Below are 20,570 nucleotides of genomic sequence, written 5' to 3'. Positions count from 1 at the left end.
GAATGCCAGGGATCGGAGGTCCGATGCTCAACACCGGGGTGCTCGTGCTGAACAGGGCCTTTTTCCCCGTGCACGTCACGAGCGTCCGTCGCGCCTACTGCCTCCTCTATTCCGGAATCGCCAAGGCGATCAACTCCCGCTACGAGATGTTCGACTTCCAGTCCTGGAGCGAGCTGTCCGTCCACGCAAACGACGAAACGGTCGGACTGGTCGGCCGGATGATCCTGGTCCCGAGGGTCGTCGTCCTCACCGCCTTCGAACGGATCCCCCGGCGGAACGTCCGGTTCAGCCGCCGGAACATCTTTTTAAGAGACCGGAACAGCTGCCAGTACTGCGGGAAGTCGTTCCCGACGAGCGAGCTGAACCTGGACCACGTGGTCCCGAAGTCCCGGGGGGGGATGACCTCGTGGGAAAACATCGTCTGCAGCTGCGTCGGCTGCAACAAGCGGAAGGGGGGGAACCTTCCGGAAGCGGCCGGAATGCGGATCATCGGGAGGCCCGGGAAGCCCCGGTGGGCCCCCCGCTACGCGTTCGCCCCCCGGGGGAACGTGCACCGGGAATGGATCCCGTTCCTGAACCTCGTCGACTTCACCTACTGGAACCTCGAACTCGAACATTGAAGGAGTCGCTCCTCTTCATCGTCGGCAATCCCCTGTCTCACACGCTGAGCCCCGCGATGCACAACGGCGTGATCGCCCGCCGGAAGCTTCCCCTGCGCTACGTGGCGGTCGAACTGTCCCCGGCCGCCCTTCCCGGGTTCCTCCGCGTCGTCCGCTCCGCGAACTTCCTCGGGGGGAATGTCACGATCCCTTTCAAGGAGGAGGCGGCCGCCCTGGCGGACGAGCGGTCCGACGCGGTCCGGTTCTGCGGGGCGGCGAACCTGCTCCGAGTCCGGAACGGACGGATCCTGGCCGGAAACACCGACGGCCCGGGGTTTCTCGACGCCCTCGCGGAGCAGGGGTGGGGGCGACGGTTCCGCCGGGTTCTGCTGCTCGGTGCGGGAGGGTCGGCCCGCGGGATCGCCTACTCGCTGGCGCGCGCGGGGACCCGGGAGATGGCGATCCTGAACCGGAACCCGCTGCGGGCGGATCGTGTCGCCGAAACGCTCTCTTCCGTTTTTCCCCGGATGAAGCTCTCCACGGGAGGCCTCTCCCGCCGGAGCATCCTCCGCGAGTTCCCAGAAACCGATCTGGTCGTCCAGGCCACCTCCCTCGGCATGAGGCGGGAGTGGAGCATTTTCCCGGTGGAAGGGGTAAAGGCGGAGACGAAGGTGGCCGATATAGTCTATCGAAGGGGGGGGACCGCCCTCGTGAGAGCCTTGCGGCGGCGGGGGGTCCCCGCGGTGGACGGCCTGCCGATGCTGGCCTGCCAGGCGGCGAGAAGCTTCGCGGCCTGGACCGGGAAACGGATCGGGGCGGCGGAATTTCTTGCTTTTGCGCGCGGGGCCATTTCCGCGAGGGGTGGAGGGTTGGCGCTTGACAGGGACCCCGGGGAATTATAAATTTAACGTAATTTAGGTATAATTAGGTGCATTTGAAATGTCGGTGATGGCCACAAAAATCGGTGAGATGCTCCTGAAGGGGAACCTGATCACCACGGATCAGCTCCGCAGCGCCCTCGAGGCGCAGAAGCGGAGCAAGGAGCGGATCGGGACCGTCCTCGTCAAGGCGGGAGCGATCAAGGAGCCCGAACTGCTTTCCTTCCTGGGCCGGCAGTTCAACATTCCCGTCGTCGACCTCTCCAAGTACGAGATCAACCCCGAGGTGGTCCGCCTCCTTCCGGAGGACATGGTCCAGAAGCACCTGGCCCTGCCGATCAACCGGGTCGGAGCGAAGCTGATCGTCGCCGTGGCGGACCCCTCGAACATCGGGATCCTGGACGCCATCGGATTCAAGACCGGATACGGGGTCGAGCTGGTGCTCGCCTCCGAGAAGGACATCTCCTCCGCGATCAACAAGTTCTTCGACCGCTCCCTCGAGTTCAAGGACATCATTTCGGAGCTCGACGAGGAGCTGGAGGTCGTACGGGAGGAGGAGGTCGACATCGGCGAGCTGGAGCGGGGGGTGGACGACGCCCCCGTCGTCAAGCTCGTGAACTTCATCCTGACCGACGCGATCAAGCGGCGGGCCTCGGACATCCACATCGAGCCCTACGAGAAGGAGTTCCGCATCCGGTTCCGGGTCGACGGGGTGCTCTACGAGGTGATGCGGCCGCCGCTGAAGATGCGGAACGCCCTCTCCTCGCGGGTGAAGATCCTCGCGAGCCTCGACATCGCGGAGCGCCGCCTTCCCCAGGACGGCCGGATCAAGCTCAAGATCGGCAAGGGGAGGGAGATGGACTTCCGCGTCTCCGTCCTTCCGACGATCTACGGCGAGAAGATCGTGCTCCGCCTGCTGGACAAGAGCACCCTGCAGCTCGACATGACGAAACTCGGCTTCGAGAAGGAGCAGTTGTCGCACTTCACCGAGGCGATCCATCGCCCGTACGGGATGGTCCTGGTCACGGGGCCGACCGGGTCCGGGAAGACCACCACCCTCTACTCCGCCCTCTCGGACCTGAACAAGACCAGCGACAACATCTCCACCTGCGAGGATCCGGTCGAGTTCAACTTCGCGGGGATCAACCAGGTCCAGATCAAGGAGGAGATCGGGCTCACCTTCGCCTCGGCGTTGCGCTCCTTCCTCCGGCAGGACCCGGACATCATCATGGTGGGGGAAATCCGGGATTACGAGACGGCGGAGATCGGGGTCAAGGCGGCCCTCACCGGCCACCTGGTCCTCTCCACGCTCCACACGAACGACGCGCCGAGCACGATCTCCCGGCTGCTGAACATGGGGATCGAGCCGTTCCTGGTGACCTCCTCCGTGAACCTGATCCTGGCCCAGCGGCTCTCCAGGCGGGTGTGCGGGAACTGCAAGGAGGAGATCAAGATCCCGCCGAAGGCGCTCACCGACGCCGGGATGAAGCCGGAGCGGCTGAAGTTCGTGCGGCCCCTCCGCGGGAAGGGCTGCGACGAATGCAACGAGACCGGATTCCGGGGACGGGTCGCCCTCTACGAGGTGATGCCCTTCCGGGATGAGGTCAAGGACCTCGTCCTGCGCGGGGGCTCCGGCCTCGACATCAAGCGCGAAGCGATGAGGCTGGAGATGAAGACGCTCCGGCAGGCCGGGCTCTCGAAGGTGGAGGAAGGGATGACCACCCTCGAGGAAGTGCTGCGGGTCACTGCGCCGGATTAGCCGGCTCAAGGAGAGGCATCCATGCTATCCATGCACGAACTGCTCAGCGAGATGTACGAGAAGGGGGGCTCGGACCTCCACATCACGACGGGGATCTCCCCGACGGTCCGGGTGGACGGGCGCCTCCTGCCGACATCATCCGAGCCGCTTTCCCCCCAGGACACGAAGCGCCTCTGCTACAGCATCCTCACCGAGGCCCAGAAGCAGCGGTTCGAGGAGGAGATGGAGCTCGATCTCTCGTTCGGGATCAAGGGACTGAGCCGCTTCCGGGCGAACCTCTACATGCAGCGCGGGGCGGTGGCGGGGGCCTTCCGGACGATCCCCTTCCGGGTCCGCAGTTTCGACGAGCTCGGCCTCCCGTCGGTGCTCAAGGACCTGTGCAAGAAGCCGCGGGGGCTGGTCCTGGTGACCGGTCCGACCGGCTCCGGGAAGTCGACCACGCTCGCTGCGATGATCGACAAGGTGAACAACGAGCGGCAGGAGCACATCGTCACCATCGAGGACCCGATCGAGTACCTCCACCCGCACAAGAAGTGCCTCGTGAACCAGCGGGAAGTGAACGCGGACACCCAGAGCTTCAAGAAGGCGCTGAAGTACATCCTCCGGCAGGATCCCGACATCGTGCTCATCGGGGAGATGCGCGACCTCGAAACGATCGAGGCCGCACTCACCGTGGCGGAGACCGGTCACCTGGTGTTCGCCACCTTGCACACGAATTCCTGCGTCCAGACGATCAACCGGATCCTGGATGTGTTCCCCCCCTACCAGCAGCCCCAGGTCCGCGCCCAGCTCTCCTTCGTCCTGGAGGGGGTGGTCTCGCAGATCCTGATCCCGAAGGCCTCCGGGTCGGGACGGATGCTCGCGCTGGAGGTCATGGTTCCCAACGCCGCCATCCGGAACCTGATCCGGGAGGAGAAGGTCCACCAGATCTACTCCCAGATGCAGGTGGGGCAGGCCAAGTACGGCATGCAGACCATGAACCAGTCGCTGCTCGCCGCCTATCTGCGGCGGGACATCTCCCTCGACGACGCGGTCGGGCGCAGCACCGACCCCGAGGAATTCCGCAACCTGCTGTCGACGTCCCAGGCCGCCGGGCCTGGCGCCGGCAGGAGAGCGTAGGGAAGAAGCGCGGAGGACGCGATGCCACGATTCGTTTGGGAAGGAAAGACCCGCGGGGGAAGCACGATGACGGGGGAGCTCGAGGCTCCCAACGAGGCGTTCGTCGTCGCCCAGCTGAGACGCCAGCAGATCGTTCCCGTCAAGATCAAGGCGAAGGCGAGGGACCTGGCGATCAAGATTCCGGGGTTCCGGACGAAGGTCTCCCGGAAGGAGCTGGCGATCTTCACCCGGCAGTTCGCCACGATGATCGACGCGGGCCTCCCGCTCGTCCAGTGCCTCGACATCCTGGGGATGCAGCAGGAGAACGAGGCCTTCAAGAAGATCATCCTCCGGGTGAAGGAGGATGTCGAGGCCGGGTCCACCTTCGCCGACGCGCTGAAGAAGCACCCGAAGGCCTTCGACGACCTCTTCGTGAACCTCGTCGCCGCGGGGGAGGTCGGCGGGATCCTCGACACGATCCTCTCCCGGTTGGCCGCCTACATCGAAAAGGCGATGAAGCTGGCCAAGCAGGTCAAGGGGGCGATGGTGTATCCCTCCACCATCGTTGCGGTAGCCCTGGTGGTCACCCTCGTGCTGCTCCTGTACGTGATCCCGATCTTCGGGAAGATGTTCGACGACTTCGGGCAGGATCTCCCGGGCCCGACCGTCTTCGTCCTGGCGCTGAGCGTGTATACGCGGAAATACTTTCTCGTCCTCCTGGCCGCGGTGGTGGCGGGTGTCCTGGGCATCCGGTGGTACTACGGGAAGGAGACCGGCCGGCGGCGGATCGACGGGATCCTTCTGCGGGCGCCGATCTTCGGCAGCCTCATCCAGAGGATCTCCGTGGCGCGGTTCTCCCGGACGCTGGGGACGATGGTGGCCAGCGGGGTTCCGATCCTCGAGAGCATGGACATCGTGGCCAGGTCGGCGGGGAACAAGGTCATCGAGGAGGCGATCCTGAAGGCCCGGCAGAGCATCAGCGAGGGGAAGACGATCGCGGAGCCGCTGGCGGAGAGCAAGGTGTTCCCGGCGATGGTGACCCAGATGGTCGCGGTGGGCGAGGCGACGGGCGCCCTCGACACGATGCTGAACAAGATCGCCGACTTCTACGACGACGAGGTGGATGCGGCGGTGGGAGCGCTCACCGCCCTCCTCGAGCCGATGCTCATGGTCTTCCTGGGGGTGGTCATCGGGGGGCTGGTCGTCGCGATGTACCTGCCGATCTTCAAGCTGGCCGGCGTCGTCGGGGGGTGATCGGCGGATCCCGCGGCGCGGGGATGGAAGCGCACACCCGGAGCGGGCAGACAGCGGCCGGTTCGTACCCCCGGCCGGCACGGCGGGGGAACGAGGGGACGGGGCGGAACCTTCTCCTGCTCCGCAGCGGGATCACTTTCGCCCTGCTGGCCTCCGCGGTGTCCGTCCACTTCCGGGAGCCCGAGCTGATCCTCCCCGGGGGTTTCCAGTTCCTCTACGCGGCGGTCGTCCTTTCCTACGGGTGGCTCCTCGCCCGCTACGCCATCTGGGGGAGCGGGGACCTCTCGACCCCCTTTCTCTTCCTCCAGGCCCTCGTGGACGTCTCCTTCGTCTCGATCATCGTGTTCGCCACCGGCATGTACGAAAGCGTCTTCGCCTTCATGTACATCATCGTCATCCTGCTGGGAAGCCTGGAGATGTTCCTGAGGGGGGCGCTGCTCTGGGCCTTCCTCTCCTCGGCCGCCTACGGGACGCTGCTGTACCTCCAGATGAAGGGGGTCATCGTCCCCCCCGGCTTCGAGAATGTCGGGATCGCCTCCGGGCAGATCCTTCGCCCGATCCTCACGAACTCCATCGGGTTTCTGCTGACGGGAGTCCTCTCGGGAATCCTGGGGGAGGACATCCGGAGCTCCCGGATCCGGATACGGGAGCGGGAGGATGTCCTCCAGGAGCTGGAACGGTTTCACAAGTATGTCATCGAGAACATTCCTTCGGGGATCCTGACCGGGGACACGAACGGGCGTGTGAACCTGATCAACGACACTGCCTGCGGCATCCTGGGGGTCTCCAAGGAGGAGGTCTCCGGCAGGCCCCTTTCCGAGGTGCTGGGCGGGGTGGACCTGGACAGTTCCCTGGCGGAGTCCCGGCTTCCCCGCCCGGAGATCCCGTTTCGGCGCGCGGACGGCACGGAGATCTTCCTCGGATTCTCCGTCTCCCCGATGAAGGATGCGGAGGGGACCTGGATCGGGAACGTCGTCATCTTTCAGGACCTGAGTCCCGTGAAGCAGATGGAGGAGCGGGTCCGGATCGCCGACCGGCTCGCGGTGGTGGGAGAGATGGCGGCAGGCCTCGCCCACGAGATCCGGAATCCCCTCGCGTCGATCGCCGGCTCCTCCCAGATGCTGCGGGAGATCCCGGAGATCCCGGAGGGCTCGAAACCTCTGCTCGACATCATCGGGCGGGAGAGCGCGCGGCTGAACAACCTGATCTCGGGGTTTCTCGCCTATACCCGCCCCGCCCTCCGGGACGTGGGACCGGTCGACATGGCGGAGCTTTCCCGGGAGATCGTGGAGGCGGTGTCGGCGGGGGATGCCCGGGATGCCGGCGTGGAGGTCGAGCCTCCCTCCGCAGACCCTCTCCACGTGGAGGGGGACGCGGAGCTGTTGCGGCAGGTGATCTGGAACCTGGTCCGCAACGCCGTCCAGGCGACTTCCCGCGGCGGCAGGGTCCGGCTCGAACTCCATTCCCAGCTCCGCCACCGCGAACCGCACGTGGTCCTTTCCGTGACCGACACGGGGACGGGAATCGCCCCCGGCGCCCTCGGGAAGATCTTCAACCCCTTCTTCACCTCGAAGGAGGGGGGGACCGGGCTCGGGCTGGCGATTTCGCAGAGGATCGTCCAGTTCCACAAGGGGTTCATCGAGGTCCGCTCCACCCCGGGCCGCGGCAGCACCTTCACGGTGTTTCTCCCGCTCCACAAGGTCGACGGCGGCGCCGGGCCTTCCTGAGAACGGCATGACTCCTCCCCGGGCGATCATCGTCGGCGCCGGCCTGGCCGGCTCCGAGGCCGCGCTGGTCCTCTCCGCGGCCGGCGCGGAGGTCGACCTCCACGAGATGCGCCCCGCCGTCTCCTCCCCCGCCCACACCACCGGGTGGTTCGCCGAGCTGGTCTGCAGCAACTCCCTGGGGGCCGACGCCCCAAACACCGGCAAGGGACTGCTCAAGGCGGAGCTGCGGGCGTTCGGCTCCAACCTGCTGCTCCTCGCGGACCGGGTCCGGGTACCGGCAGGGAAGGCGCTTGCCGTGGACCGGGAGCTCTTCGCCCGCGCGGTGACCGGGGCGGTCCGCTCCCGGGGGAATATCCGCATCCACGAACACGAGGTCCCCTCGATTCCGGACGGACCGCTCGTCCTGGTCGCCTGCGGCCCCCTCCCCCCGGAGGCCCTTTCCCGGGACATCGCATCCTTCCTCGGCGGAGAGGGGCTCTACTTCTACGACGCCATCTCCCCGATCGTGGACGCCTCCTCGCTGGACCTGCGCGCCGGGTTCACCGCCGACCGGTACGGGGCGGGGGGCGGCGACTACCTGAACTTCCCGATGACGAGGGAGCAGTACGGGACCTTCCTGGCGGCTCTTCTGTCGGCGCGGGTCGTGCCGGCGAGGGAGTTCGAGGAGGAGCGGCATTTCGAGGCCTGCATGCCGATCGAGGCGATTGCCCGGCGGGGCCCGGAGACGCTGCTGTTCGGACCGCTGCGCCCGGTGGGGTTGCGCGATCCGCGGACCGGAAAGGTCGCCCACGCGGTCGTCCAGCTTCGAAAGGAAAACCTGGCCGGCACGATGTACAACCTCGTCGGGTTCCAGACGAAGCTGGCCTATCCGGAGCAGGAGCGGGTCTTCTCGCTCGTTCCCGGGCTTACGCGGGCGAAATTCCTCCGGCACGGCTCCGTCCACCGGAACAGCTACCTGGATGCGGGAAGGCACCTGCACCCGACGCTCGAATCCAGGGTGCGCCCCGGACTCTTCTTCGCGGGGCAGATCACGGGGGTGGAGGGGTACGTGGAGTCGATCGCCTCGGCGGTCGTCGCCGCGGCGTCGATCGCGGCGAGGGCGGCGGGGAGGGAGCCGTCGCCGTTTCCCGAAGAGACGATGACGGGGGCCCTGATGCGGTACATCGCCACCCCCCGGAAAGGGATTCCCCAGCCGATGAACGCGAACTTCGGTCTCCTGGGCCCTCCCCCGGAGGGAAGAAAGCGGGACCGGAAGGAGAGACAGGCAAGACGCGCGATCTCCGCCGCCGCGGAATTTCGCGAAAGGGTCTTTGAATATAACCCTTTGTGTGTTACATAGTTTCTTTCCTTTTTCTTTCCGGAAAGGGACGGTCACGGAGACGTGGATTCCGCTATCGAACGATTCTCCCGGTTCCTCTCGTCGGAGAGGAACGCCTCCCGGGAAACGGCCCGTGCCTATCTCCGGGAGCTGTCGGACCTCCGGTCGTTCCTGACGGAGGAGCGAGGGTGTGATCCGGAGGACGGCAGGGGTTCCGGCTGGACGTCGGTGACCCCGGCGGAACTGCGGCGGTACCTCGCCTCGCGGCATCCGGGAAGGAAGGGGAGCACGATCGCGAGAAAAATCGCGGCCGTCAGGAGCTTCTTCTCGTTCCTGATCGTCCAAGGGGAGATGCGGGGAAACCCCGCCGAAGGGCTTGCCTCTCCCCGTCGGGAAACGCGCCTGCCCGGATTTCTCCCGGTGGACGAGATGCTCGACCTTCTCCGGGCGGTCCAGCCGGAGGGGTGGAGAGGGAAGCGGGACGCCGCGATCCTGGAGCTTCTCTATTCCTCCGGACTCCGGGTGGGGGAGCTGGTTTCCCTCCGCCGGAGCGACCTCTCGCTGGAAGAAGGGACCGTGCGGGTCCCGGGGAAGGGGCGGAAGGTGCGGGTGGTGCCCGTGGGAGAGCAGGCCCGGGCGGCGCTGGCCGGGTACCTCGACGGGAGCCCGTTTTCGATGCGGGACGCGGAGGAGGGGTGGGACGCACCCCTCTTCCGGAACGCGCGCGGGGGAGGGCTCACGGCGCGGAGCGTGGCCCGGATCCTCTCCCGCTCCCTGGAGCGGGCCGGGATCGGGAGGCACCTATCCCCCCACGGGATCCGCCACTCCTTCGCCACGCACCTGCTCGAGTCGGGGGCGGACCTGCGGGCCATCCAGGAGATGCTGGGGCACGCCTCCCTATCCACGACCCAGCGCTACGCGAGGGTCAACGTCAGCCACCTGGTCCGCGCGTACGAGGAGGCGCACCCGATGGCGGCGGGCCCCCGCGGGAGGGGAGAGCGGCCCGGTCCGGGCAGGAAGGAACGGAAATGACGGAGCGGCGCGGAACGACGATCGTGGCGGTCTCCCGGGGCGGACGGGTGGCCCTGGCGGGGGACGGCCAGGTGACGATGGGAGCGACGGTGCTCAAGCACACGGCGAAGAAGATCCGGCGGCTCTACCAGGACCGGGTCCTGGCCGGGTTCGCCGGGGCGACCGCGGACGCCTTCACCCTCTTCGAGAAGTTCGAGGGGAAGCTGGTCGAGTTCCGGGGGGGCTTGCGCCGTTCGGCCGTCGAGCTTGCCAAGGACTGGAGGACGGACAGGGTGCTTCGGCGGCTGGACGCCCTGATGGTGGTCACCGACGGGCGGGAGCTGATGCTGCTGTCCGGCAGCGGCGACGTGGTGGAGCCGGACGACGGCGTGCTCGCGGTCGGGTCCGGGGGGCCCATGGCCCTTGCGGCGGCCCGCGCGCTGCTGCTGCACACCGACCGGCCGGCGATCGAGGTCGCCCGGGAGGCGCTCCGGATCGCGTCGGAGATCTGCATCTACACGAACAGCAACATCGTGGCCGACGAGATCGCGGCGCCGTGAGCGGACCGGAACGCCAGACCGCGCCGGAGGCCCCCCGGATTCCCCGGGAGATCGTCGCGGAGCTCGACCGGCACATCGTCGGGCAGCAGAACGCCAAGCGCGCGGTGGCGATCGCCCTGCGGAACCGGTGGCGGCGCCGGCAGGTGCCGGAGGAGCTCCGGGAGGAGATCGCGCCGAAGAACATCCTCATGGTGGGGCCGACCGGCGTGGGGAAGACCGAGATCGCCAGGAGGCTCGCCCGCCTTGCCCAGGCGCCGTTCGTGAAGGTCGAGGCCTCGAAGTTCACGGAGGTCGGGTACGTCGGGAGGGACGTCGAGTCGATCGTCCGAGACCTCGTGGAGACCGCGGTCCACATGGTGCGCACGGAGGAGATGGAGAGGGTGGCGGGCCGGGCGAAGGCCGCGGCGGAGGAGAGGCTGCTGGACATCCTCCTGCCGGCGCCGCCCCCCCGCAGGCCGGGGGAGGGGCCGGCGGAGGGACCGGAAGGGACGGGGAGCGACTCGCGGGAGCGGCTCCGGGCGATGCTCCGGGAAAAAAAGCTCACGGAGCGGTTCGTGGAGGTCGAGGTGCGGGAGAGCGCGATGCCGGCGATCGACCTGATCGGGGTGACCGGCGGAGGGGAATCGATCGAGGGGAACCTCCAGGAGATGCTGGGGAACCTCTTTCCGAAGCGGGTCCGCAGGAAACGGATGCGGGTCCCCGAGGCGCTCGGGTTCCTCGAGAAGGAGGAGGCCGCCCGGATGGTCGACATGGATCAGGTGAAGAGGAATGCGGTGGAACGCACGGAGCAGAGCGGCATCGTCTTCCTCGACGAGATCGACAAGATCGCGGGGCGGGAGTCGACTGCGGGTCCCGACGTGTCGCGGCAGGGTGTCCAGCGCGACCTCCTTCCCATCGTGGAAGGCTCGAACGTGAACACGAAGCACGGGATGGTCCGGACCGACCATATCCTCTTCATCGCGGCAGGGGCCTTCCACACGGCGAAGCCGTCCGACCTGATCCCGGAGCTCCAGGGGAGGTTCCCGATCCGGGTGGAGCTCGACCCCCTGACGCGGGAGGACTTCGTGCGGATCCTGACCGAGCCGCACGGGTCGCTGACCCGCCAGTACACGGAGCTGCTCGCCACGGAAGGGGTGCGGCTCACGTTCACCCCGGAGGCGGTGGACCGGATCGCGGAGATGGCCTGCGAGGTGAACGACCGGACCGAGAACATCGGGGCGAGGCGGCTGCACACGATCCTGGAGAAGCTGCTCGAGGACCTGCTGTTCACGGCCCCGGAGATCGGGGGACAGGAGATCTCGATCGCGGCCTCCTACGTGGAGGAGAAGCTGGCCGGGATCGTCCGGGACGTGGATGTCAGTCGGTACATTCTCTGAAGGGCGGGGCCCTGGCGCGATGGACGAATCGAGGATGCGGGGATATATCCAGAAGGCCGAGACGCTGATCGAGGCGCTCCCGTACATCCGGGAGTTCCGCGGGAAGACCGTCGTGGTCAAGTACGGGGGAGCGGCGATGGCCGGGGAGGAGCGGATGGCCTCCTTCGCGGAGGACATCGTCCTGCTCCAGCTGGTGGGGATCCGCCCGGTGGTGGTGCACGGAGGTGGGCCGCAGATCGACCGGATGCTGGAGAAGCTTGCCATCCCCTCCGAGCGGAAGGAGGGGCTGCGGGTGACCTCCCCGGCGGCCATGGAGATCGTCGAGATGGTCCTCGGGGGGACGGTGAACAAGCAGATCGTCGCCCTCATCCAGCGATTCGGGGGGAATGCGGTCGGGCTCTCCGGGAAGGACGGGGACCTGATCCGGGCGCGGAAGTACCGGCCCCCCGGGAAGGGCGGCCCGGGATCCACCCCGCTCGACCTCGGCCTGGTGGGGGAGGTCGTCGAGGTGCGCCCCGAGGTGATCCGCGCGCTGGAGAAGAGCGGGTTCGTCCCGGTGATCGCCCCGATCGGCGTCGGGGAGAAGGGGGAAGCCTACAACATCAACGGGGACACGGTCGCCGCCGAGGTGGCCGGGGCCCTGGCCGCAGAGAAGCTGATCCTGCTGACCGACGTCGCCGGGGTGAGGAACGGCCGGGGGGAGCTGGTCTCCACGATGACCGCGCGGGAGTGCGAAGCGGCGATCGGGGAGGGGAGCATCACGGGGGGAATGATCCCCAAGGTGGAGTGCGGCCTGACGGCTCTGGGGAAGGGTGTGAGGAAGGTCCACATCCTCGACGGACGCGTCCCCCACAGCGTCCTGCTGGAGATCTTCACCGACGCGGGGATCGGCACGGAAATCACCGCTCCGGAGCCGGAGGGGTGAGGAGCATGACCTCCGCGGAGATCACGGGGATGACGCAGAAGCACCAGATGGGGAATTACGCCCGGGCTCCCGTCGCCTTCGTCCGGGGGGAGGGAGCGCGCCTCTTCGATGCCGAGGGGAAGGAGTATCTCGACCTCCTGGGGGGGATCGCGGTCGCCCTCCTCGGCCACTCCCATCCGCGCGTCGTCGAGGCGGTCTGCGGACAGGCGAAGGCCCTCACCCATGTCTCCAACCTGTTCCACGTTCCGGTCCAGGCGGAACTGGGCGCGCTGCTCTCCGGCGCGGCGGGCGGGGGGAAGGTCTTTTTCTGCAACAGCGGGACCGAGGCGAACGAGGCGGCGATCAAGCTCGCGAGGAAATGGGCCTCCGACGGCGCGAGGAAGGGGGCCTCCGGGTTCGTCGTGGTCGAGGGGGGATTCCACGGCCGGACCTACGGGGGGCTGTCCGCCACGGCGCAGCCGAAGTTCCACCGGGGGTTCGAGCCGATGCTTCCCGGGTTCACGGCGGTCCCCTTCGGCGATCTGCCCGCGCTCGAGAGGGCGCTCGACGGGTCCGTGTGCGCGTTTCTCGTGGAGCCGGTGCAGGGGGAGTCCGGAGTGCGGGTTCATCCCGCGGGGTACCTGGGAAAAGCCTTCTCGCTGTGCCGGGAGCGCGGGATCCTCTTCGTGGCCGACGAGATCCAGTCGGGGATGGGGCGCACCGGCGCCTTCCTGGCCAGCTCGCATTTCGGGATCCTGCCGGACATCGCGACGTTCGCCAAGGGGCTGGCGAACGGGCTGCCGCTGGGCGCGGTGGTCGCGCGGGAGGAGGTCGCGGCCGCCTTCGGACCGGGGACGCACGGGAGCACGTTCGGGGGAAACCCGGTCTGCTGCGCGGCGTCGAAGGTGGTGCTGGAGACGGTCCTCGCCCCCGGGTTCCTAGCCGAGGTCTGCCGGAAGGGCGATCTCCTGCGGGAGGGGCTTCTTGCGATCGCGCGGGGCCGCTCCGACGTTCGGGAGATCCGGGGGATGGGGCTGATGATCGGGATGGAGATGGAGGCCGAGGTGAAGGAGACGGTGCAGCGGTGCCTGGCCGCCGGACTGGTCGTGGGGACGGCGGGCGAGAAGGTGCTGCGGTTCCTTCCGCCGCTGACCGTCACCGAGGCGGAGCTGCGCGTGGGGCTCTCGATGCTCGCGGAGTCGCTCCCGCGGGAGGGGCCGAAGTGAGGCGGGATCTCCTGCGGGTCCTCGATCTGACCGCGCGCGACGTCCTGGCGCTGGTCGCCTCGGGACGCGCCTGGAAGCGCAGGTGGAAGAGGCGCGGGGCGCCTCCGCGCCCGCTCGCGGGAAAGTCGCTGGCGATGATCTTCCAGAAGGCCTCCACCCGGACGCGGGTCTCCTTCGAGGTCGGGATGACCCGGCTGGGGGGACACGCCCTCTTCCTCTCCCCCGAGGACACCCAGATCGGGAGGGGGGAGCCGGTGCGGGACACCGCCAGGGTTCTCTCCCGCTACGCGGACGCCATCCTGATCCGGACCTTCTCCCACGCCGTGGCGGAGGAGATGGCGGCGTCCGCCGCCGTCCCGGTGATCAACGGCCTCAGCGACGACCACCATCCCTGCCAGGTGCTGGCCGACCTGATGACGGCGCAGGAACGGGGATTCGACCTGCGCAGGATGCGGGTCGCCTTCATCGGGGACGGAAACAACGTGGCGAACTCCTGGGTGGAGGCCGCGCACCTCCTCGGGTTCACCCTGCGGCTGGCCTGCCCGAAGGGGTTCGAGCCCTCCGCGTCGATCCGCCGGGAGGCGGCGAGGACCGGCCGGGGGGAGGTGAGGATCGTGCGGGACCCGCTCGATGCGGCCCGGGGCGCGGACATTCTCTACACCGACGTCTGGACGAGCATGGGACAGGAGAAGGAGCGGAAGCGGAGGCTCCGGGCTTTCCGCGGATTCCGGATCGACGACGGCCTGCTGCGGGTCGCGCACCGGAACGCGATCGTCATGCACTGCCTTCCCGCCCACCGCGGGGAGGAGATCACGGACGAGGTGATGGAGGGTCCGCAGTCCGCCGTGTTCGACGAGGCGGAGAACCGCCTTCACCTGCAGATGGCCGTTCTCGAACGTTGCATTTCACATTGACCGGACGAAGGAGGGATCCGTGGGCTCGGTGAAGAAGGTGGTGCTGGCATATTCGGGAGGGCTCGACACCTCGGTCATCCTGCGGTGGCTGATCGAGACCTACGACTGCGAGGTGATCGCCTTCGTGGCCGACCTCGGGCAGGGGGAGGAGCTCGACCCGGTGCGCGCCAAGGCGAAAAAGACGGGCGCCTCCAAGGTGTACGTCGAGAACGTCCAGGACGAGTTCGTCCGCGACTTCGTCTTTCCGGCGCTCATGGCGAACGCGGTCTACGAGGGCTCCTACCTTCTCGGGACCTCGCTCGCTCGCCCGCTCATCGCGCAGAAGCAGATCGAGTTGGCCCGCCGGGAGAAGGCGGACGCCGTGTCCCACGGGTCGACCGGGAAGGGGAACGACCAGGTGCGGTTCGAGCTGACCTACTACGCCCTGATGCCGGGGATCCGGGTGATCACCCCGTGGCGGGAGTGGGAGTTCACCTCGAGGACCGACCTGGTGAACTACGCCCGCAGGCACGGCATCCAGACCCCGGTGACCGCGAAAAAGCCCTGGTCGAGCGACCGGAACCTCCTGCACATCAGCTTCGAGGGGGGGATCCTCGAGGACCCCTACTCCGAGCCGCCGGAGGACATCTATGTCCTCACCCGGTCGCCGGAGAAGGCGCCGGACAAGGCGGTCTACGTGGAGGTCGACTTCGTGAAGGGGATCCCCACGGCGGTGGACGGAAAGAGGATGGGACCGGCGAAGCTGCTGGCGCACCTGAACCGGATCGGGGGGACCCACGGGATCGGGAGGGTGGATCTCGTGGAGAACCGGTACGTGGGGATCAAGTCGCGCGGCGTGTACGAGACCCCGGGGGGGACGATCCTCCATGCCGCCCACCGGGCCGTCGAGTCGATCACCCTCGACCGGGAGGTGATGCACCTGCGCGATTCGCTGGTTCCCAGGTTCGCGGAGCTGATCTACTACGGGTACTGGTTCTCCCCGGAGATGGAGATGCTCCGCGCGGCGATCGAGAAGACGCAGGAGAACGTGACCGGGACGGCGCGGCTCAAGCTCTACAAGGGGAACTGCGGGATCGCGGGGCGCAAAAGCCGCTACAGCCTCTACCGGACCGACTTCGCGACCTTCGAGAAGGAGACGGTGTTCAACCAGCGGGACGCGGAAGGGTTCGTGAAGATCAACGCGCTCCGGCTCAAGATCCGGGCGATGCTCAGGGACGGGAAGGGGAAGGGCTGACATGGCGAAGAAGAAGGCCTGGGGCGGACGGTTCGAGGGGGGAATCGACTCGTTTGTCGAGGAGTTCACCGCCTCGATTTCCTACGACGTGCTGCTCTACCGGCATGACATCGAGGGAAGCATCGCCCACGCGAGGATGCTGGCGAAGCAGAAGATATTGTCGGCGGCCGAGGGAAGGAAGATCGTCTCGGCGCTGAAGGAGATCCGGGAGGAGATCGAGGCGGGGAAGCTCTCCTTCAACCTCTCCCAGGAAGACATCCACATGGCGGTCGAGCAGTTCCTGATCCGGAAGATCGGCCCGGTCGGGGGGAAGCTGCACACCGGCCGGAGCCGGAACGACCAGGTGGCGCTCGACCTGCGGCTCTTTCTGCGCGACGCCTGCGACGGGATCGCGGCGCTCCTCGAGAAGGTCCGCGGGATCCTGCTCCGGCGCGCGGAAAGCCTGTTCGGCGTGGTGATGCCGGGCTACACCCATGTCCAGCGCGCCCAGCCGGTGCTCTTCTCCCACCACCTGCTGGCCTATCACGAGATGCTCGGTCGGGACGCGGAACGGTTCCGGGACGCGCGGCGGCGTATGAACGTCTCCCCCCTCGGGGCGGGGGCGCTCGCCGGGTCGACCTTCCCGCTCGACCGGGAGTTCGTGGCCCGGGAGCTCGGGATGGACGGGGTCTGCGAAAACAGCATCGACGCGGTCTCCGACCGCGACTTCGCCGCCGACTTCCTCTATTCCTGCGCGGTCACGATGATGCACCTGTCGCGCCTCTCCGAGGAGTTCGTCTACTGGTCTTCCGCGGAGTTCGGGTTCCTGTCGTTCCCGGACGAGCTCTGCACGGGAAGCAGCATCATGCCGCAGAAGAAGAACCCCGACGTCGCCGAGCTGGTCCGGGGGAAGACGGGAAGGGCCTACGGGAACCTGTTGAACCTGCTCACGATGATGAAGGGGCTCCCCCTCTCCTACAACCGGGACATGCAGGAGGACAAGGAGCCGCTCTTCGACTCCTCCCGGACGGTCCGGGAATCGCTCATCGGAACGGCGCTTCTCCTTCAGGGGATGCGGGTGAACGAGGAACGGATGCGGGCCGCCTGCGACGACGGCTTTCTCACGGCGACCGACCTGGCCGACTATCTCGCGCGGAAGGGGATCCCCTTCCGCAAGGCCCACGAGATCAGCGGGAAGATCGTCCGTTACTGCGAGGAGAAGGGAAAGCGGCTGAAGGACCTGAGCCTGAAGGAATTCCGCTCCTTCTCCACCCGGATCGATGAGGAGGTGCGGGACGTCATCTCCCTGTCGAACTCGGTCCGGATGCGGAAGACCCGGGGAGGGACGGGACTCTCCCGGGTGAAGCGGCGGCTGGAGGCCCTCAAGAAGCGATGACATCCCCGGTCCGGAGGGCGGGGGCGGTCCGCGGCCTCCTCCTTCTGCTTCTTCCGCTCATCCTGCTCCAGCTGCCGGCCTGCGGCCGGAAGGCGAAGCCGGAGCCGCTCCGGGGAAACGCGGCCGTGATCCACGCATTCCACCCGTTCCACGCGGGGGCATTCCTCTCCTCCCGGTGGAGCGCACCGAGGTAGAGCGATGCATCATTTCGTCAGAAAAGCCGGACATCTCCACTGTGAGGAGGTGCCGCTGCGGACGATCGCCGAGGCGGTGGGGACCCCGGCCTACGTATACAGCCATTCGACTCTCTCCCGCCACTACGCCGTGTTCGACGAGGCCTTCTCCGGGATCCCCCATCTGATCTGCTACTCCATGAAGGCGAACTCGAACCGATCCGTCATCCGGACCTTCACCCGGATGGGGAGCGGGGTGGACATCGTCTCCAGCGGGGAGCTCCGGCGCGCCCTCGCGGCGGGAGCACTCCCCTCGAAGATCGTCTACTCCGGGGTCGGGAAGACGGCCGGGGAGATCGGCGAGGCGCTATCCCGGAACATCCGGATGTTCAACGTGGAGTCCCGGGAGGAGCTGGAGACGATCGACGCGGTGGCCCGCGGGATGGGGAAGCGGGCGCCGGTCGCCCTCCGGGTAAACCCGGACGTGGACCCGAAGACGCACCCCTACATCTCGACGGGGCTGAAGAAGAACAAGTTCGGGATTCACATGGGGCAGGCCTTGCGGGATTACGCCTGGGCGGCGAAGCGGAAGCATCTCGAGGTGGTCGGGGTGGATTGCCACATCGGATCCCAGCTCACCGAGCTCTCCCCGTTCGTGGACGCCGCGAAGCGGGTGCGGGCGCTGGTCGAGCGCCTCCTCCGGATGGGCCTCCCGATCCGGCTGGTCGACATCGGCGGCGGGCTCGGGATCCCCTACGACGACGAGATGCCGCCGCACCCGAAGCAGTACGCGGAGGCGGTCCGGAAAGTGTTTGCGGGCCTTCCGATCACCCTGGTGCTAGAGCCGGGGCGCGTGCTCGTGGGGAACGCCGGGGTGCTGCTCACCCGCGTGCTCTACACGAAGTCCTCCCCCGCGCCCAAGGGCAAGGGGCGGAAGGATTTCGTCATCGTGGACGCCGCGATGAACGACCTGGCCCGCCCCTCCCTGTACGGGTCGTTCCACGCCATCGTCCCGGTCGGGAAGGGGCGGCGTGGCCGCATGGTCGGGGACGTGGTCGGACCCGTCTGCGAGTCGGGGGACTTCCTCGCACGGGACCGCAGGCTCCCGGCCGTCGCGTCGGGAGACCTGCTGGCGGTGATGAGCGCCGGGGCGTACGGCTTCTCGATGTCCTCCACCTACAATTCCCGCCCGCGGGCGGCGGAGGTGATGGTCTCCGGGGATTCGTTCGAGGTGGTGCGGGAGCGCGAGGCGGTCCGGGACCTCGACCGGGGCGAGCGGACGGCCTCCTTTCTGCGGCGCGGCAAGGGACGGAAGTAGGGCGCCGCCGGGTTCCGGCGCTTCCCGTGGAATGGAATCCGGCATTCTGTTAGGATAGCGAAATATCCGAAATCGGGTGCACGCGTGAAGAAGAAGATCCCCTTTTCCAAGCTGAACGGCAGCGGGAACGATTTTCTCCTGGTCGACAACCGGGACGGCGTGATGGACGGGGCCGGCTTCCCGGAGTTCGTCCGGAAGGTGTGCGACCGGAAGCGGTCGATCGGGGCGGACGGGATGATCTTCCTCGAGCGGGACCGGACGGTCGACTTCCGGTGGAGGTTCCACAACGCCGACGGTTCCGTCGCGGAGATGTGCGGCAACGGGGGGCGGTGCGCCTCGCGCTTCGCGGCCGAGCGGGGGATCGCGAAGACGCGGATGTCCTTCCGGACCGGCGCCGGGATCATCCGCGCCGAGGTCCGGGGGCGCCGCGTGAAGCTCCAGATGACCGCTCCCCGCGGGCTTGCGCGCGACAGGACGCTCACGCTGGGAGGCCGGAAGTACCGGTATTCCTTCCTGAACACCGGGGTGCCCCACGTCGTCCTGTTCGTTCCCGACCTGGAGAAGGCGGACGTCCTGGGGGTCGGCCGCGGGATCCGGACCCACCGGGCCTTCTCCCCGCGGGGGACGAACGTGAACTTCGCCCTCGCCGGGAACGGCGAGATCCGGATCCGCACCTACGAGCGGGGGGTGGAGGGGGAGACTCTGGCCTGCGGGACCGGGGCGGTGGCCTGCGGCATCCTGGCGGCGGTCCACGGGCTCGCCACCCCTCCGGTGGGGGTCCGGACCCGGGGGGGGGAGCTGCTCACGATCCACTTCGACTCCGGGCGGAAGGATTTCGGGGACGTATTCCTGGAAGGGGACACCTCGTGGTCCTGCGACGGGGTGATTGCCGAGGAAGCCTACTCTTACTGAGGGGGTGAAGCGATGTTTCAGGGGGCCATTGTCGCGACGGTCACGCCGTTCCGGAACGGGAAGGTGGACCGGGCGGCGCTGCGGAAGCTGGTCCGGTTCCAGATCGAGAGCGGGACGGACGGGATCGTCCCGTGCGGCACCACGGGAGAATCCGCCACCCTCTCTTTCGAAGAGCACGAGCGGGTGATCGACACCGTCATCGACGCGGCCGGGGGGAAGGTTCCCGTCATCGCGGGGACCGGCTCGAACAACACCCGGGAGGCGATCCTGCTCACCCGGTATGCCCGGAAGGCGGGGGCGAGCGGGGCGCTCGTCATCACCCCCTACTACAACAAGCCGACCCAGGAGGGGCTCTACCGGCACTTCCGGGCGGTGGCGGAGTCGGCCGACATCCCGATCATTCTCTACAACGTCCCCGGGAGGACCGGAGTGAACATGACGGCCGCTACCGTCGCGCGCCTCGCGGAGATCCCGAACATCGTCGGGGTGAAGGAGGCGTCGGGGAACCTGAACCAGATCTGCGACATCCTCCGGGAGACTCCGAAGAAGTTCTGCGTGCTCTCCGGGGACGACTTCCTCTATTTCCCGATGCTGGCGCTCGGGGCGAAGGGGGTCATCTCCGTGACCTCGAACGTCGCGCCGCGGGCGATGGCCGATCTCTACGACGCCTACGTGATCGGCGAGATCTCCAGGGCCCGGGAGATTCACTACCGGCTCTGGCCGCTCTTCAACGCCTGCTTCATCGAGACGAACCCGATTCCCGCCAAGACCGCCCTCGCCATGATGGGACGGATCCGGGAGGAGTTCCGCCTCCCCCTCTGCCCGATGTCGGACGCGAACCGGAAGGTGCTCGCCAAGGTCCTCTCCGACCTGAGACTGGTCTAGTGCACCGTCTCGCAAATACCTTGGCATCCGAGCGCCGCTGCAGGGGGCC

The 20,570-nt window shown here is 67.6% G+C and carries 19 protein-coding genes; all 19 read left to right on the top strand.

The features are described from left to right. The first annotated feature begins 23 nt into the window (after positions 1–23). The 19 genes from A2X88_03545 to A2X88_03455 all read left to right on the top strand — a co-directional run bounded on the left by A2X88_03545 (position 24) and on the right by A2X88_03455 (position 20,521). Positions 24–620 carry an HNH endonuclease gene (locus tag A2X88_03545; protein OGP35203.1) on the top strand — a complete coding sequence of 199 codons (597 nt, stop codon included), beginning with the start codon at positions 24–26 and terminating at the stop codon, positions 618–620. Continuing rightward, positions 617–1,501: a hypothetical protein gene (locus tag A2X88_03540; protein OGP35202.1), complete on the top strand. Its 885-nt coding sequence runs from the start codon at positions 617–619 to the stop codon at positions 1,499–1,501. Before A2X88_03545 ends, A2X88_03540 begins: the two co-directional genes overlap by 4 nt. Before the next feature lie 46 nt (positions 1,502–1,547). Further along, positions 1,548–3,236 carry a type IV-A pilus assembly ATPase PilB gene (locus A2X88_03535; protein OGP35233.1) on the top strand — a complete coding sequence of 563 codons (1,689 nt, stop codon included), beginning with the start codon at positions 1,548–1,550 and terminating at the stop codon, positions 3,234–3,236. 21 nt (positions 3,237–3,257) lie between these two features. Continuing rightward, positions 3,258–4,355, top strand: a complete 1,098-nt coding sequence (locus A2X88_03530) for a type IV pili twitching motility protein PilT (GenBank protein OGP35201.1) — start codon at positions 3,258–3,260, stop codon at positions 4,353–4,355. Positions 4,356–4,376: 21 nt separating this feature from the next. Further along, on the top strand, positions 4,377–5,588 hold the full coding sequence (locus tag A2X88_03525) for a pilus assembly protein PilC (GenBank protein OGP35200.1): 1,212 nt from the start codon (positions 4,377–4,379) through the stop codon (positions 5,586–5,588). Between the two features lie 23 nt (positions 5,589–5,611). Further along, on the top strand, positions 5,612–7,315 hold the full coding sequence (locus A2X88_03520) for a hypothetical protein (protein OGP35199.1): 1,704 nt from the start codon (positions 5,612–5,614) through the stop codon (positions 7,313–7,315). 7 nt (positions 7,316–7,322) lie between these two features. Next, the gene (locus tag A2X88_03515) at positions 7,323–8,654 is read left to right on the top strand and encodes a methylenetetrahydrofolate--tRNA-(uracil(54)-C(5))-methyltransferase (FADH(2)-oxidizing) TrmFO (GenBank protein OGP35198.1); all 1,332 of its coding nucleotides are present in this window, start codon (positions 7,323–7,325) and stop codon (positions 8,652–8,654) included. A 42-nt stretch (positions 8,655–8,696) separates the two neighbouring features. Further along, positions 8,697–9,665, top strand: coding sequence for a hypothetical protein (locus A2X88_03510; protein ID OGP35197.1), 969 nt, complete (start codon positions 8,697–8,699; stop codon positions 9,663–9,665). Beyond that, a complete protein-coding gene (locus tag A2X88_03505; GenBank protein ID OGP35196.1) occupies positions 9,662–10,204 on the top strand; it encodes an HslU--HslV peptidase proteolytic subunit in 543 nt (180 codons plus the stop codon). The genes A2X88_03510 and A2X88_03505 overlap by 4 nt, the downstream gene beginning before the upstream one ends. A 38-nt stretch (positions 10,205–10,242) precedes the next feature. Beyond that, positions 10,243–11,580, top strand: coding sequence for an HslU--HslV peptidase ATPase subunit (locus tag A2X88_03500; GenBank protein ID OGP35232.1), 1,338 nt, complete (start codon positions 10,243–10,245; stop codon positions 11,578–11,580). Positions 11,581–11,614: 34 nt separating this feature from the next. Continuing rightward, positions 11,615–12,505, top strand: a complete 891-nt coding sequence (locus A2X88_03495; protein OGP35231.1) for an acetylglutamate kinase — start codon at positions 11,615–11,617, stop codon at positions 12,503–12,505. A gap of 5 nt (positions 12,506–12,510) precedes the next feature. After that, complete coding sequence (locus tag A2X88_03490; protein ID OGP35195.1) at positions 12,511–13,710, top strand: hypothetical protein; 1,200 nt, start codon at positions 12,511–12,513, stop codon at positions 13,708–13,710. Next, positions 13,707–14,624 carry an ornithine carbamoyltransferase gene (locus tag A2X88_03485; protein ID OGP35194.1) on the top strand — a complete coding sequence of 306 codons (918 nt, stop codon included), beginning with the start codon at positions 13,707–13,709 and terminating at the stop codon, positions 14,622–14,624. Before A2X88_03490 ends, A2X88_03485 begins: the two co-directional genes overlap by 4 nt. Positions 14,625–14,643: 19 nt before the next feature. Beyond that, positions 14,644–15,858: an argininosuccinate synthase gene (locus A2X88_03480; protein OGP35193.1), complete on the top strand. Its 1,215-nt coding sequence runs from the start codon at positions 14,644–14,646 to the stop codon at positions 15,856–15,858. Between the two features lies 1 nt (position 15,859). Next, positions 15,860–17,233 (top strand): argininosuccinate lyase, encoded by a 1,374-nt coding sequence (locus A2X88_03475; protein ID OGP35192.1) that lies wholly within the window; start codon positions 15,860–15,862, stop codon positions 17,231–17,233. Next, on the top strand, positions 17,230–17,427 hold the full coding sequence (locus tag A2X88_03470; GenBank protein ID OGP35191.1) for a hypothetical protein: 198 nt from the start codon (positions 17,230–17,232) through the stop codon (positions 17,425–17,427). The genes A2X88_03475 and A2X88_03470 overlap by 4 nt, the downstream gene beginning before the upstream one ends. A 4-nt stretch (positions 17,428–17,431) precedes the next feature. Continuing rightward, entirely contained in the window at positions 17,432–18,724 is a 1,293-nt protein-coding gene (locus tag A2X88_03465; GenBank protein OGP35190.1) for a diaminopimelate decarboxylase, read from the top strand. Between the two features lie 84 nt (positions 18,725–18,808). Beyond that, positions 18,809–19,636, top strand: coding sequence for a diaminopimelate epimerase (locus A2X88_03460; protein ID OGP35189.1), 828 nt, complete (start codon positions 18,809–18,811; stop codon positions 19,634–19,636). Positions 19,637–19,648: 12 nt separating this feature from the next. Further along, on the top strand, positions 19,649–20,521 hold the full coding sequence (locus A2X88_03455; GenBank protein ID OGP35188.1) for a 4-hydroxy-tetrahydrodipicolinate synthase: 873 nt from the start codon (positions 19,649–19,651) through the stop codon (positions 20,519–20,521). Positions 20,522–20,570 lie beyond the last annotated feature (49 nt).

The organism is Deltaproteobacteria bacterium GWC2_65_14, assembly GCA_001797615.1.
GTDB lineage: Bacteria > Desulfobacterota > Deferrimicrobia > Deferrimicrobiales > Deferrimicrobiaceae > GWC2-65-14.
The sequence above is the reverse complement of the archived record's forward strand: the minus strand, read 5'-3'. Positions and strand labels throughout refer to the sequence as shown.